The organism is Microcystis aeruginosa NIES-4325, from assembly GCF_008974145.1.
GTDB lineage: Bacteria > Cyanobacteriota > Cyanobacteriia > Cyanobacteriales > Microcystaceae > Microcystis > Microcystis aeruginosa_G.
In genome coordinates, this window is the sequence record NZ_BJKP01000016.1 from 64,146 (window position 1) to 79,335 (window position 15,190).

Consider the following 15,190-nt stretch of genomic DNA (forward strand, 5'->3'; position numbering starts at 1 on the left):
TATAGCATCCTCTTGGCAAGTTTGCCTATTTTCCAAGATGAAAATTTTAGAATAATCCCAACTTATTTAATGCGTCCGAGGGGCAAGAAAATGGTTAAAATCTCACCTTCTTCGGGTTTTTCACGCACAATCAATTTACCTCCCAAAGCTTGAAAAAGGTTTTTAGTCACCTTCATATTCAGACTTAAACTACCCGTTTCTGGTTGAAACATTAAGACTTTTCCTAAATCTTTGAAAGTAAGATTAGGCGATTTTACCTGAGTTTGGAACTGCATTTTTAATTGATTTCCTGCCGTTGATATATGTACTTGCAACAGGCCACCACTAGCCATACTGCGAGTACATTTTTCCACGACTCCATTTAACATTTGATCCAATAAATTCGGGTCGCTAATTACCGAAGGCAATTTTTTCGGTACATTAACTTCTAAATTGACATTGCGCCGTTTAGCTTGTTTTTGCCACCGGGGAATACTATCTTGAAAGACTTTTTCTAGGGCAATTGGAATTAATTGAATCGGTTTATCTCCCAGAGGATTAATACCCAATTCTGCGGCTCGGAAAATTAATTCCATGCGCTGAATTTGTTCACTACATTCTAAATCGATTGTTTCTAAATATTTCTGCACATCTTCCGTTACTTTTGCCCGTTTTAATAATAATCGGGTAATGGTGCGAATGGTGGTTAAAGGGGTGCGAATTTCGTGGGTTAAAGCGCGCAATAATTCCAAATCACAACCCGATTCTAAATTAGAATTATCTTCCTTTGGGGGAGTGATTTCGGCATTGATAGGCGATTTCGTTTTTTTCAGGTCTAAGTTAGACTGGTCGGGTAAATTTTGCAGTAATTGGCGACTAAATTGGCTAACTAGACGATAATCCGGCGAGGGACTGCCATTAGCCTCGATAATTGCCTCTAAAGTCTCGATTTGCGGATAACGCAGATTAACTAATCGTTGCCGCAACTGCTGCCAAGCTTGCTGAGTGAGGACGGGATCAAAGGAAAATTGAAAAGAGGACAAACCCCACTGATCCTCGCCTAAAACCAACAAAAGAGAGAAATTTTCACTAAAAACCAGACAGAATCTTTCATTAGCAATCAGATCCGTTGGCAAGAGAGGCAATTCATGAATCTCCGTCGGGGAAACATCGGCGGCGGATTTTTCCTGAGAAGGCAATTGCAAACCCAGCCATTGTAAATGTTTTAAAGCTTTAACGGTAAAAACCCCGAATTCAAAACCCGTTAAAGCCTTGCTTTCTCTGACTAAAGCCGTCGGACCGGAGAGAATTAAACCCCGACTGGCAGCATTATTTTGGTTTTGTAATAAGATATTTTCTAAGGATGCGATCGCTGCGAACCATTCACTTTCCGCTTTCAGTTGCGATCGCTTGAGCCATTCTGATAAATTAGGATAAAAAGCATTGGGGGTGAAAGTTTCCCGGTCCTGATGGTCAGTCGGCGGGAAAATATCGCTTAATTTCGGTAAAGACCCCTCTAACATCGTCTTCATCACTGACTAGATACAAATTCCTTACCTAGAATAGTACCCCCGTCAATGCTCATGCCATAACGGTAAAACCGAACTCTATTAGCAGTGATATCCGCGTTTTGATAGCAGTTGTCTTAATAGTGAGGTACAAAGTTTTTGTTTCGGGGAGTCGGTCGTCGATACCAAACAGAAAGGCTGTCAATCGGCTTAATGATTTGTAATATAGGTTAGTCCAGTTGATCACCTATGCCGGTTGTGGGGTTCGTGCCTCAATTCAACCTCGATAAGTCTGATATTTAATTACACTTCCCCACTTATGTATTTTTTTGTTACATTTAAGTATTTTTTTTGCTTATCTATAGTTATCATAGGGCAAGTTAAATGGTTCCCAAATTATTTCCCTAACTAACCAATCTTTGATTCCAAACCCTTTTGCCTTGTCATTACGTCAATGGGAGGAACCATCGGCTCTTGGTTTGCCTGTTTAACTGTTGCTTTCAAGCTAGGTAAACAGTTGAGTAGTGGTAACTGTTCAGCAATAGTTGGGTTTGGTTATTGACTATATTTTGCCGTGAGCAAATTCTGAGAATTAATCAGAACTAAGTGCGCTTGAGAACGTGGAGTTATTCCCTGTTCCTGCTGCCCTTTGTCTGTCTTCCGAACCCGTCGCTGCTGCGGATTTGAGGTTCATTTATCCTTTGTCTGAGAGAGAGTAAAAAATATGCTGCACATTCATATTCTTCAGGATACGTTTTTCAAGTCTTCCACAGCTTTTTCTGAAACCCTCAATAGTGGGCAAAAATCCTTAATCAAAGCAGGAACTAAATTACCAATTAAATCTTATTTTCGCCAAAATAATCATTATTCTGTCAAGTTAGCCGCAGAACAAGGTTCAGTGGGAAAAGCGGGATTTTTCTTTGATGATCATGTACAAGTAGAAGAAATACGGGGCGTTTGGCTCACCAATGTTGACAGTGATATTCTCAAGTCTAAAGATAACTTAAAAGCTGGGTTGGAAAAACTTAAAAATTTAGGATTTAATACTCTTTATCTAGTGGTTTGGAACAAAGGCTATGTGTTTTTTCAATCACAAATTGCTGATAATATCTTCACTGCTGATGAAGAAACCCTCAAAAAAATCAACCTTGAAAAAGAGTTAGTCGGTAGAGATCTACTAGCAGAAATCATCGAGATTAATCAGACAAAAAAGTATAACTTTCGGATTATTGCTTGGTTTGAATATGGTTTAATGGTTCCTCCAGCTGCTCCCTTAGTTGCCCAAAAACCAGATTGGTTTATGCTTACTCATCAACAGAAAAATACAGTTGATGGTGATGGTAATTGGCGCTTAAATCCCGCTCATCCTGAAGTTAAAGATTTTTGGGTTAGTCTTATTCGTGAAGTAGTAAGAAACTATGAAATTGATGGTATTCAATTAGATGATCACTTCGCTATTCATCACGCAAAATTCTTGCCTAATGGTACTAAAAATTTTGATTTTAGTATGGGTTTTGACTCCTTTACCATCAAACTTTTTCAAGAGGAAACTGGTTCAGTTAGTCCCTTAAGTAATCCCCAATTAGCGAAATTTAAAGATTGGCGCAAGGAGAAGTTAACTCAGTTAGTGCGATTGATTTTTAAAACCATTAAAGCGGAAAAAGACGATTGTATTCTCTCCATTTCTCCCAATCCTTTAGGATTTTCGATCGATCATGCTTTAGCTGATTGGAAAGCCTGGGAAAAGGAGGGATTAATTGAAGAACTGGCATTACAAGTTTATCGTCCAAATGTACCTAGTTTTGAAGGCGAAATCGATAAATCAGAGGTAAAAGCAGCGCGGGAACATATTCCCACCGTCATCGGTATTCTCACTGGTTTAAGACCCAGTGATAGACGAGTAAATTTCCAATTAATTCAAGCACAAACTCAGGAGACTCGTGAGCGAGATTTTGCTGGTTTTGCCTATTTTTTCTATAGTAGTTTATTAGACCATATTCCCACCACAGAAACCGTGGCTGACAGGGAGAAGAAATTGGCTCAAATTCTTGCTACAGATCAATTTGTTTGACTCTTTATCTCTTGTTATATAGGGATTATTCTTTAAGTTTATCGTCCCTCCTAGTTGTTAAAATTAGGAGATTTTTTGGTAGTTATTTTTATTTTAATTGCTATTAAGAAATATTACAAAATTCTCAAAACTTATTGACAGTTAAATAATTCAAGCAATATGCTTAGATGTAGAGTTAAATAACTTAAAATAACCCTTTAATTTTATGAAGGAACAATCTAATGTCAACCTCAACTGAGACGAGTTTTCCCAACGAATTGATGCCTAACTTATTTATAGGTATGACGGGTTCTGATGTAGAAAAATTGTAACAGAAATTACAAGAGTTAGGTTTTTATAGTGGACCCATTGATGGTCTTTTTGGTCAAGGAGTTGAACAAGCTGTCAAAGATTATGAAGACAGTAGACTTCTTCCATTGATAAACAGTTTGTTAATCGTCTAATTCTCATTAAAGGACATAGTTATTGTTATGGTTCGTGTAGTTGAAAATACCGCAGGCAAAACAAGAGATTTGCCAATTGCTTCACGCCTCAAGCAAATATTATCATTTGCTGCCTCTGTGGCTGGAATTGACGAGGTTAGAGTTGAGTCAGGTGGTCAATGTGCAATCGGTACTTGTAGTAAGCGGGTAGGGAGTACTCGACATGACTTAGGCAATGCTGCTGACTTAGACCTGATAAAAGATGGTCGTGTTCTTAAATTTACTGATTCAAATGATTTGCCTTTATTTGAGGCATTTGTTGAAGCTGCGGCAAGTTTTGGTGCTACTGGAATCGGTGGAGATGTTGGTTATATGGGGCCAACAAGAATTCATGTTGGCTTTGGGAGCCGTGCTACTTGGGGAGGAAATGCTGGCAGAGGAGCGGCTCCCAGTTGGCTAGAAAATGCTGCTACAAAAGGTTGGAATAACCCACTTTCCTTCCCAAACCCTCAAAATGGTTCATCTCTGTTTTCAGTTAACGCACGTAGTGGGCTAAATCTCAGATCTGGCCCTAGCCAAAGCTTTAAAATTATTAGAACACTTTCCTTAGGGACTATCCTTACGATACAAGGATTTGATGGAGCAGATCAAGAATGGGCTCAAGTTGATCTTGAGGGCGATGGCGTTATCGATGGCTATGTATTCAGAACATTTTTAAAACCAGTGCAAGAGGGATCACTGCGAGTGATGGCTTTTTCAGATCAGGCAAACATTGAAGAAGAGGAAGAAGGTTGTGCTGCGGATAATCCACAAGGTTTCACAGAGGAGTAAGTAATGTTATCTAAGTAGTGAAAGCTAGTTTTCGCCACTATTGCCATTTTAGGTAATACAAATTCTTGTCAACTATAACTGTAAATTTTGCAAGCCTTTAGTCCATTTTTGCTATGAGTATTCAAGACGACATTGTTTGGTTTAAAGACCAATTTCAATCAGATATCCTCGCCGCTATTGATAATACACCTTTCCGCCTTGAACTATTAGTGGCGATCGCCTTACAAGAAACTGGCTATCTCTGGCGTAATATTTACAAAAGAGAAAGTGTAGCAAGAACCCTAGAGCTTTGTGTTGGAGACACAATCGGTGCGCCTGATAGAACCGCCTTTCCAGTTGATAGAGCGGCACTGGAAGCAAAACCGAAAGGCAAAGAGATGTTTCAAGTTGCTCGTCAAGCACTTGAAGATATTGCCTTGTACAATAATGACTTCAAAGTTGCCGCCAGAAACCCAGATAGATTTTGTCGAGGCTTCGGCATCTTTCAATATGACCTACAATTTTTCTTAACCAATCCAGATTATTTTTTAGAAAAACAGTGGTACGAATTTGATCAATGTTTAGCCCGATGTGTTGAGGAATTAAAATCAAAATTAATCAGCACCTATGGCAAGGATAAAACCAGCTTGACTGATAAAGAAATGGTCTATGTAGCTATTGCTTATAACAGGGGAAGTGTTGATTTTAGCCGAGGCTTTAAACAAGGCCATAAAGATAGCAGTGGCAAGTATTACGGTGAGTATATCTGGGAGTATTTGCAATTAGCCAAAGGTAGCTCCACCAATACTCAACAATACCGAGTTAATGCTCGATCGGGTTTAAGACTCCGCTCTGGGCCTGGCACTAATTTTGATACCATTGAGTTACTTCCCCTTGGTCGTCTCGTTTTTGTTGGCAAAAGACAGGGCGAATGGGTTGAAGTAGATTTGCAAGGCGATGGAGTTATTGATGGCTTTGCTTTTGCTAGTTATTTGGCTCCAGTTTAGTTACTTTTTTAACTTTCTTGATTTTTAAGGAAATTAGTCCTATGGCACAGGGAAAAGTTACAGCCAGAACTTTAAATTTACGCACGGCTCCTAACACAGGAAGCGGCGTTTTGACGAGTTTACCGACAGGAGAAATCATTGATATTCTCAGCACCATTACAGGAGGAACTTATCCCGTAGGTAGTGGGACTTCTAATCAATGGCATAACGTACGGGTTGATGACAAAACAGGTTTTGTAGCCGCCGCTTTTGTTCAATTATTAGCTCCTCCTGGAACCTTACAAGGCAATATTGAATCTGCCCAGCCTGGATTAATTGGTTTTGATTGTGCCAGTAAATTAAATCCGACATTAATTAATAAGTTTGCCAATGATCCTAAAGGCTTTCGTTATTGTTTACGCTATCTTTCTTTAGGGGCACAACAAACCAACGTTGATTTAAGCCGTCAAGAAGCGGAAGATATTTTGGCATCAGGATTAGCCCTTAGTCCTGTTCAGCGAGTCCGTAGAGCAGGTTGGTCTCCAACAGGTTCTTTGGGAACAAATACAGGCCAAAATGCGTCTAATAATGCAGTTTCCGTCGGGTTTCCGCCGGGCATTAACATTTGGTTAGATTTAGAGGGCGTAAAGGCAGGGACTTCTGCCAGTAATGTTATTGCCTATTGCAATAATTGGTTTGATGAAGTAGCCGCTAAAAATTACGTTCCAGGTATTTATGTGGGAGCGGACGCAATTCTCACAGGAACTCAACTGGCGAATTTAAAGTTTCAACATTACTGGAAATCAGGAAGTACAGTTCCAAGTATTCCAGGGCGAGGCTATCAGTTAATTCAAACCATTCCTAACCCTCCTCTAGGATTACTAAGACATGGTATTCACATTGATCTCAACGTGACCCAAACCGATAGTCTAGGTGGTCAAGTGATTTGGCTACGCCGCTAAATTTTTCATTTATTCAATTCAGGAGTAAACCAATGGTTCGTACTGGACAAATTACCGCAAGTACCCTTAATTTACGCACATCTCCCAATACTTCAAGCACTATTTTATCTGCTTTTCCTACGGGAACTCTCGCCGAAATTTTAGATACCGTAACCGGCGGAAGTTTCAGTTTACCGGCGGGGGGAACCTCAAATCAATGGCACAAAGTAAAAGTTGCTGGACAAGAAGGTTTTTTAGCCGCAGCATTTATTATTGATACGGGGAATCCAGACGGGACTAGCAAGGTTCTTGACGCAATTTTCAAAGTTAATGCTGGTCACATCTATTACCGGGCAAAAGATATTACTGGAGATGGCAGGGCTGAAACTTTTTGTAATTGGTTTGCCGCCGATGTCTTAGATCAATTAGGAATTGGTTTGCCTCGCTTAGATGCTAGTGCAGGTTCCTATGTTGAACCCCATCCTATTTATGGAAATAATACGCCTTTTAAACCCTTTTCTGCGGAAGTTTTGTTTACTTTTTTTAAAAATCAAAATGCGAGTTCATTGGAAAAATGAAAATTAGTTAGCTCTGATACCGCCGATAAAGCCTCCGCCCAAAGTGCGGCTATCAGCATTGCCCAGGGTGATAAAGTTGTGGTTGCTTCTTTTCCTGGAGTGCGCGGTAGTCGTCAAGGTCATATTGCTATTGTTCGCCCTGATAGCTCTGCTAGTGTCAGAATTGCTCAAGCAGGTCGTGTTAGTAGCAATAATTTAGCCTTAAGTGATGGCTTCGGTAGTGCTTTAAGCTCCACTAAGTTTTTTACTTTTAAGGGTTAATCTTTTTCAAATATCCCTCTTGTTTTGAATAAGGAGGATAAAATTCGATCTCTCTATATTGTCTAATTTCTTTTAAGGTTACAATCATGGCTCAAGGCAAAATTACGGCAAGTTCTCTCAACTTAAGAAGTCAACCCAATTCCAGCACGGATAGTAACATTATTAAGTCACTACCGACAGGAACTTTGGTTGAGATTATCAAAACCGTTGCCGGTAGTAATTATACTTTTGGGGGGGGAACTCGTAATGATTGGCATCAGGTTACAGTTGGAACTGACACTGGATTTATCGCCGCCGCTTGGGTCGCTCCTATTACGCCGCCGCCACTACCACCATCAATTACAACAGAAGTACGAGGGGTTTGGATTGTTGACCACACTCATAGTCCTGTTTTAACTTCTCCTGCAACCATTAGTAACGCTCTCAATTTTTTGCAACGTAACGGCTTTAATACTGTTTGTCCTGCGGTTTGGAATCGGGGGTTTACCGCTTTTCCTAGTACCGTAATGGCAAGAAATGGTTTCCCTGCTCAAGACCCTGGTTATGCAGGCTTTGATCCTCTAGCTGAAATTGTTCAACAGGGCAAAAGTCGGGGAATGATGGTTTTTCCTTGGTTTGAGTATGGATTCGCGGCTTCACCCGATGCTGATGGCGGACATATTTTAGAAACTAAACCTGATTGGTCAGCTTTAGATAGTTCAGGCACTAAAGTTCAACATGGCGGATTAACTTGGATGAATGCCTTAAATCCAGAGGTTCAACAATTTATGCTGGATTTAATTTTAGAAGTCATTGATACCTACGATGTGGATGGCATTCAGGGGTGCGATCGCTTTCCAGCCATTCCATTTAACGGTGGCTATGATCCAGCAACGAAGGATCAATATAAAGCTAAACATGGGGTTAATCCTCCTAGTAATGGGAAAGACCCTGTTTGGATTAAATTCCGAGCCGATATATTGACTAAATACTTAGCAAGTATATTTGAGAAAATTAAGAGTACAAAATCTACTTGCATCGTTTCAATGTCGCCTTCACCATTTCCTTTTGGGCTAAATAATTTGATGCAGGATTCAGAGGTATGGGTTAAGCAAGAGATCGTAGATTTTTTGCATCCTCAACTGTATCGAACCAGCTTTGCTAACTATAAAACAGAAGTAGATAGCCTGAAAACACGGCTTACGGCTAGTCAACTTAAAAAAATCGCACCTGGAATCGCTTTTACTGCCAGCCGAACAATCTTAACAACAAGTGATATTGTGCAATCCATTAAATACAACCGTAGTCAAGGTTTGGGCGGTCAAATCTTTTTCTTCTATGAAGGTTTGACAAGTAATAGCAATGCAATGGCGATCGCTCTACAAGCTCCGGGTATTTATGCTTGAGCTTAGTTTCAATTTTGTTCACTTACAATTGTCTTAAGGAGTTATTTGTATGGTCTCTATCCAAAAAATTCAGATCCCCGAAGGTACTGGTTTTGATCGCAAGGTGGCTATGGAATTAGCAAATCTAATCTCCGTTGCTTATAACGAATATGAAGTCTGGGATGCCAATGAAGAATTACAACAAGAAAGTAAACTTCCAACCGTCATCACAGGTTCGCAAGACTTCGCGGATCTGGAAATGGATAGTTTAGAGTGCCAAAAGAACCATGGTGAAAATACTAATTTTAAAAAACTTGATCAGTTTTGGAAAAATTCTAAAAAGTATAATCGTTGTGCTACCTTTTTCTTTCCTCAATGGTGGTGGTTTGAATTGTTAAAACCAAGTAATTTTAACAATATTTTACAATCAGATATACAGCAATTCTGGAAAAGCCTTAAAGATATTGTCACGACGGATGAAGTATTTGGCTTTATTGCTCAATCTCAAGAAAATCCTAATCAGCTTTTTGTTGTATTTCGTGGAACCCGTGAAGGGGCAGAATGGTTTAATAACTTTCGCCCTAAACCTAAGCCTTTTCTACCTGATGAGTTTACTGACTTAGGAGAAGTCAGAAATGGATTTAATCTGATTTATACGATTGACCGTCCTCAAAATTCTCTACAAGCATTTCTGCAAAGGATAGGTGGTATTCCAATTCCTTTTTTGGATACCCTGAAAGCAAAAATTAATCAATTTTTTGCTAATCAAAATACTGTTTCTAGCAAGGAAGTCGTTGCTGATTTCTTTAGTAAATATTTCGGCAATCAGCAGAAGTCTTCAGAAACAGAGATTTTTATTACAGGTCACAGTTTAGGAGCAGGGCTTGCAACCTTAGCCGCTTTACATATCGCTAAACTCGCTGAACGTCATCAAGTCAATCCCTCAATTCAACTTTATACTTTTGCTAGTCCCAGGGTCGGTGACGAAACTTTTGCTAGTCACTTCGATAATTTTGAAAAAATTAATAGCTATCGGATTATCAATAGTGAAGACCTAATTCAAGCAGTTCCTTTCCCAACTACAGAAGTCGTTGATAAAGCGACAGAGGACGGAATGAGTGAAAGTGCAAAAATCCGATTAGCTTGGATTAAAAATTTTCTGGATAAACTCACTAAAGGACAAGCAAAAAAGCACTATCAACACATTGGTCTTTCAGTGACTTTTACTCAGCAAACAGGCAAGATCGCAGGGAATCATAATTTAACTGATACCTATCGGAGAGCATTGCTTGATGATATTTAATCTGGGCTAATTGAGACTTTTTTTCTAACCGTTAGGAGGAACCTAAACCATGACTAACTTCAATTTTTCCATTATTTTTGCCGAACCCCTTAAACACTTCGATATTTGTGACGCATCGGCGGCTGTACCTTGGGGGGAAGATCGTTTTTTTGTCGGTAACGATGAAGATAATATCTTAAGATTATATGATTCTCATCAGTCTGGTAAAGCAGTTGAAAGTGTGGACATTAATGAATATTTCTTTCCTCATGATGATGAAGAAATTGACATTGAATGTGTGACAAATCTTGGTGACTTTTCCTATTGGATTACCTCCCATGGACGGAGCAAAAAAGGAAAATTTAAAGAAAAACGCCATCAATTATTTGCTGTTCAATTTTTTGATAATGATGCAATTTTGGGTGTTATAGGGCAACCTTATCAGAAATTGGTTTTACCCGATCTGTTAGAAAATTCTCTATTAAAACCATTTGATCTGAAAACAGCAGAGACAATTGCTCCGAAAGAAGGGGGGTTAAACATTGAAGGTTTAACAGCAACGCCAGAAGACGATTTGTTGATAGGTTTTCGCAGTCCTCTAAAACCTTTAACTTTGCCACAACCGGAACAACCGCTCAAACCAATTGTAAACCCTTTTTTCCGAGCTTAAAAGAGGCCATTATCCGAGCCATGAATCGCTCTTTATTTGCCCCAGCTAAAGGATCTTTTGGAGATGGTTCAGGAGGCTTTATCTTAGTTCCTTATCGTACCATTGCTGTTGATAAAACCGTGATCCCTTTAGGAACAGTTATTTATATTCCTGATGCAAGAGGAAAAGAAGTCATTTTGCCTTCGGGAAAAAAAGTGAAGCATGATGGTTATTTCTTTGCGGCGGATGTGGGGAGTGCAATTAAAGGAAATAAGATTGATACTTTTTTGGGAATTACTAATAAAAATCCCTTCTCCCATGTTAAGAGTGATCCTAGCAAAACCTTCACTGCCTTTGTGATTACTGATACCCGGATTAAAAGTGCTTTAAATACACTGCACAAATCCTAATCGTTCAATCGTTCTTTATTTTCTCAAGGAGACTTTATATCATGGCTGACAAAACCCTAAAAGCTTTAGTGAATACCGTCATCAAGGCTTTACCTCAAGATAGCAGTACCTTAACAGATTCCCAAAAATTTCCCTTAGCAAAAGGGGATACCCTAGCCATCAAACAATATCGATCCGCTCCTAATAATCACTGGGAAATTCAATTAGAAACGCCTCGTGATGGTATGACTACTTGGTTTGCTTTTATTTCTCATGTCGAAATTTTTGTCGATCAAAATTTTAAGCAAAACTTAGTTAATATTGCTACTCAAGAATGGGAATTTTTTAAAAAAGGGACAAGAAAAGAACGAGAAGATGGGTTTTGGCAACGCATTGTTACCTATTGGAAAGAAGCTCTAAATCGTAACGATATTGACACTCGTTTTGATGTGGGTAACGTACCTTGGTCAGCAGCATTTATTTCTTGGATCATGACAAAAGCAGGTGCGGCCGATAAATTTAAGCGAGATGCGAGTCATTCAGTTTATATTCGAGATAGTGTTAAAAAACGCAAAGATCAAGTCATTAATGCTCCTTTTGTGGCTTTTAAAATTGATGAAGTAACTCCAGAAATTGGTGATTTAGTTTGCGCTCCTCGTCAATCAGGAGTTACTTATGATACCACTGACAATTATATTTCTCATTGTGATTTGGTAGTAGCAAAAAGAACGAATGAAATTGATATTATTGGAGGAAATGTCAGCGATTCAGTTACCCAAAAGACCCTAAAACTTGATACCAATGGTAAAGTAAAGGACACTACTCGACCTTGGTTTGTTGTCATTAAGAATTTGCTTTAATACTTTTCCTATCCTTTCCTAATCTCTTTCAAGGACAAAACTATGGCAACTTTACAAGACATTGTTAACGATAACAAAACCCTAACCCGTTCCCAACTAAAAACGGACAAAGGGTTAGTAATAGAAATTCAAACCAAACTAGCTAACTTAGGGTTATACCCCGGTGGACAATGGATTGATGGTGATTTAGGCACTGGAGATACTTTTACTTGGCGAGGACTCAAAGAATTTTGTCAAGCCTTGAATTTATCTGGACTTCCTTCTGACACAGTGGCAATTAATCCCAATATTGCTACTAATTTACTTGACACAAAACAGCTACCTTTTATCTTAGATCAAGCCAAAGATACTCAATTTATACTTAACAAATTAACCACCATCCAAGATAATTCAATCGCACCGGTCAATATTGGGGTAACTCAGTCATTCGTCGCTAGAACACTGCGGAATTCGCCTTTTGCGATGGAAGTGGACGACTATCCTGAACACTTAAAACAGAAACCAGACGGGACTAATTTAGTTTCCTACGGAACTAATTTTACTCTCGTAGGATCAGGGAAAACTATTACTTTTAGGGATTATCCCCAACGGGGAAACTTACCCAATATTGACACAAATGGCTTAAATTTTCTGGCTAGTAACATCTCTCATGCCTGTGTATGTGTAGGAAGTTTTGGCGATGGCAGCAGTCCAATCAAAACCCATTGGTTAGGGAAAGATGCCTTTAATCCAGAACAATTACTCAGTGCCACTAAATTCATTGGAGTTCTTAACGCAATTGAACAAATTAATGGGAAATTCCCTACAGTTGATGTTGATAATTGTGTGATTGAACCAGCTAATTCTCCCAAACCTAAATTTTTTGATCTGGTGGTTGATATGGTTTCCTATAGAAAAGATGCTGATGGTTCTCTGGGACGCTCGAATCAAATTGGAGCCTTGTTTAAACGCTTTACTAAACGAGAGGATTTGGAAGCTTGGCTAAAAGCTCAAACGGGAAATACCAGTTGTAAATTTACTGGGGGATATTTTAATCCTTCTCTGATTAAAGATCCAATTATCAAAGATTTAAGTAGCAGTGCTACCGTCTTAAGATCACCAGTAGATAATACCACGGGAACAAATGATGTATCGACTTATGATTTAGTGCGTTTAATTACGATGTTAGGATGGCATCTACATTTAACTACTAATACTCGTTTTATCGGCAGTCAATGGAATAGTTTAGAAACCGTTGTTCGTGCTATGGGAACCGATGCAGCACGATATATTGATGTTGCTTTAGAAACTTTAGGTGTGATAAATGTGATTAGTCAACCTGTGGTAATTTCTAAAGTTGGCTTCGGTCCTAGTTCCTTTGCTTATGTAGCTTTCGTCAAATTTGTTGATAATCGTGTGCAACCAGCTAAACTGAGAACTTTCTCCTTAGCTCTTCGTACTCCCAACGGTTCCGACAGGGAAAGAGATACCAATTTAGCCGCCGCTGTCACCGAAATTGTCCGCCGCATTTTAACCGAAGAATTGGCTTAATTTGCTTTGGTCATAACTAAAAATAAAAACTTGTAAAATCAATAGTGAGGTCTTAAAAATGAACCTAGGAACCCTTCTCGAAATTATTGTTGCTCTAATTTTTATCTACTTAGCTTCCAGCCTTATTATCTCCGAATTACAGGAACAATTGGCCGCTTTGTTAGAATTTCGTGCTAGAAATTTAAAAAAAGCTCTGGAAATATTCTTGGGAAAAAAGACGGTGGAATCTTTGTACAATAATGGATCATTATTATCAAGTTTAAATCAATACACTAATTTTGGGAAGTCAGTTGGTCCTTCCTATGTTGAACCAAAGGTTTTGGCAAAGTCCCTAATTAGTCTAGTTAATAGTCAACTTTCAGATAATGAAAAATTATTAAAAGCAGATTTTTTAGGAAAAAATCTTGTTGGAGAAAAAACAGGAATCTTTAAGAAATTAGCTAGTATTTCTGATTCTTCTAAAATAGACAAAACGGCTATTGACAGATTGATACAAATAGGTTACAGCACCAAACTCAAATATGACAATCCAACTCTGGAGAATTTTGTTGATGAAATAGCCAACACTTTTACTCAAATTATGGAGCGAACATCGGGGGTATATAAAAGAAATGCCAAGGGAGTATCTTTTGCTTTTGGTTTTTTAGCAGCTGCTTTGCTCAATATTGATAGTTTTTATGTCATTGAGCAACTATCCAAAAATTCCAATTTAAGACAGGGGATTAATCAGGTAGCGACAGAAGTTTTTCAGACTAATGAATCTTGTTTTAAAGACGCTAAAGATGATCCTAACAAAGTCGCTGAATGTACAGAAAAATTACAAGCTAGTGTCAAGGACTTAGAAAAAATTAATCAACCTTTGCCGCTTGGTTGGAATGAAAAAGGATGGTTTAATGGTGAACAAATAAAAGAACAAAATGACTTGCAAGCTATCTTTGGTTGGCTAATGACAGGAGTAGCCGTGGCGATGGGCGCACCTTTTTGGTTTGATATTTTAGGTAAGTTGATCAATGTGCGTAATACTGGTAAACCCATATCACCTAATACTAAGAAATAAATAATTAGGTACACCATCTTACCATGTTTTAGCCGATTCTAAAACAAGTTATTTCTTACTTTTCTTCTAGTAATTTCTTGTCTTTTTGTCTTTTATTGCCTATGATTTTCTTAGTCCTCACTTTTCCAGTTAATAAGGAGAATACAATCATGCAATCTCTCAAATTTTCTATTATCCAAGAAATCAAAGATCAAGGAATTTGTGATGCTTCTGCGGCCATTGCTTTAGGAGAAAATAAATTTGTTGTTGGTAATGATGAGGCGGATAAAGAATTAGGTAATTTTCTCTGGATTTATTCCTCTCAAGAGTCGGGAAAAGCACTGGAAACCATTGACATTAATGGTTGGCTAAAAAACAATCCTAAAAATAGAGAAATGGGAGCAAGTCAAAGCTGAAGAACAAATAAACTACTTGACAAAAGCATCAATTGGGTATGGGATAGAGAAAAGAGTAGGGAAAAGACAAAAATGACTCCAGAGCAACAACAAGAACTTAACCAACAT

The 15,190-nt window shown here is 38.6% G+C and carries 14 protein-coding genes and 2 pseudogenes; 15 read left to right on the forward strand and 1 reads right to left on the reverse strand.

Annotated features, from left to right (window positions below; genetic code table 11):
• Nucleotides 1-62: 62 nt before the first annotated feature.
• On the reverse strand, nt 63-1,502 hold the full coding sequence (locus MiAbW_RS10915) for a sensor histidine kinase (RefSeq protein ID WP_151696141.1): 1,440 nt from the start codon (nt 1,500-1,502) through the stop codon (nt 63-65).
• A gap of 709 nt (nt 1,503-2,211) precedes the next feature.
• Between MiAbW_RS10915 and MiAbW_RS10920 the strand changes: the two genes are divergently transcribed.
• The 15 genes and pseudogenes from MiAbW_RS10920 to MiAbW_RS10990 all read left to right on the forward strand — a co-directional run.
• Entirely contained in the window at nt 2,212-3,558 is a 1,347-nt protein-coding gene (locus tag MiAbW_RS10920) for a glycoside hydrolase family 10 protein (RefSeq protein WP_151696142.1), read from the forward strand.
• A gap of 323 nt (nt 3,559-3,881) precedes the next feature.
• Nucleotides 3,882-4,001, forward strand: a pseudogene (locus tag MiAbW_RS20695) (peptidoglycan-binding domain-containing protein); the annotation flags it as partial.
• Nucleotides 4,002-4,028: 27 nt separating this feature from the next.
• Nucleotides 4,029-4,811 (forward strand): SH3 domain-containing protein, encoded by a 783-nt coding sequence (locus MiAbW_RS10930; protein ID WP_008198577.1) that lies wholly within the window; start codon nt 4,029-4,031, stop codon nt 4,809-4,811.
• Nucleotides 4,812-4,924: 113 nt separating this feature from the next.
• A complete protein-coding gene (locus MiAbW_RS10935; RefSeq protein WP_151696143.1) occupies nt 4,925-5,797 on the forward strand; it encodes an SH3 domain-containing protein in 873 nt (290 codons plus the stop codon).
• 41 nt (nt 5,798-5,838) lie between these two features.
• Entirely contained in the window at nt 5,839-6,738 is a 900-nt protein-coding gene (locus MiAbW_RS10940) for a glycoside hydrolase domain-containing protein (RefSeq protein ID WP_151696144.1), read from the forward strand.
• Nucleotides 6,723-7,295 (forward strand): SH3 domain-containing protein, encoded by a 573-nt coding sequence (locus MiAbW_RS10945; RefSeq protein ID WP_238707249.1) that lies wholly within the window; start codon nt 6,723-6,725, stop codon nt 7,293-7,295. The genes MiAbW_RS10940 and MiAbW_RS10945 overlap by 16 nt, the downstream gene beginning before the upstream one ends.
• 78 nt (nt 7,296-7,373) lie before the next feature.
• Nucleotides 7,374-7,556: a hypothetical protein gene (locus tag MiAbW_RS10950; protein WP_151696145.1), complete on the forward strand. Its 183-nt coding sequence runs from the start codon at nt 7,374-7,376 to the stop codon at nt 7,554-7,556.
• Nucleotides 7,557-7,642: 86 nt separating this feature from the next.
• Nucleotides 7,643-8,941: a family 10 glycosylhydrolase gene (locus MiAbW_RS10955; RefSeq protein WP_151696146.1), complete on the forward strand. Its 1,299-nt coding sequence runs from the start codon at nt 7,643-7,645 to the stop codon at nt 8,939-8,941.
• Between the two features lie 49 nt (nt 8,942-8,990).
• On the forward strand, nt 8,991-10,223 hold the full coding sequence (locus MiAbW_RS10960; RefSeq protein WP_151696147.1) for a lipase family protein: 1,233 nt from the start codon (nt 8,991-8,993) through the stop codon (nt 10,221-10,223).
• A 49-nt stretch (nt 10,224-10,272) separates the two neighbouring features.
• Nucleotides 10,273-10,872: a DUF3616 domain-containing protein gene (locus MiAbW_RS10965; RefSeq protein WP_151696148.1), complete on the forward strand. Its 600-nt coding sequence runs from the start codon at nt 10,273-10,275 to the stop codon at nt 10,870-10,872.
• A gap of 20 nt (nt 10,873-10,892) precedes the next feature.
• Entirely contained in the window at nt 10,893-11,261 is a 369-nt protein-coding gene (locus tag MiAbW_RS10970) for a 3D domain-containing protein (RefSeq protein ID WP_238707250.1), read from the forward strand.
• A 41-nt stretch (nt 11,262-11,302) separates the two neighbouring features.
• Complete coding sequence (locus tag MiAbW_RS10975; protein ID WP_002750566.1) at nt 11,303-12,100, forward strand: DUF2272 domain-containing protein; 798 nt, start codon at nt 11,303-11,305, stop codon at nt 12,098-12,100.
• Between the two features lie 42 nt (nt 12,101-12,142).
• Nucleotides 12,143-13,630: a hypothetical protein gene (locus tag MiAbW_RS10980; RefSeq protein ID WP_151696149.1), complete on the forward strand. Its 1,488-nt coding sequence runs from the start codon at nt 12,143-12,145 to the stop codon at nt 13,628-13,630.
• A 58-nt stretch (nt 13,631-13,688) separates the two neighbouring features.
• A complete protein-coding gene (locus MiAbW_RS10985) occupies nt 13,689-14,687 on the forward strand; it encodes a hypothetical protein (protein WP_151696150.1) in 999 nt (332 codons plus the stop codon).
• A 149-nt stretch (nt 14,688-14,836) separates the two neighbouring features.
• A pseudogene (locus MiAbW_RS10990) lies at nt 14,837-15,064 on the forward strand (DUF3616 domain-containing protein); the annotation flags it as partial.
• Nucleotides 15,065-15,190 lie beyond the last annotated feature (126 nt).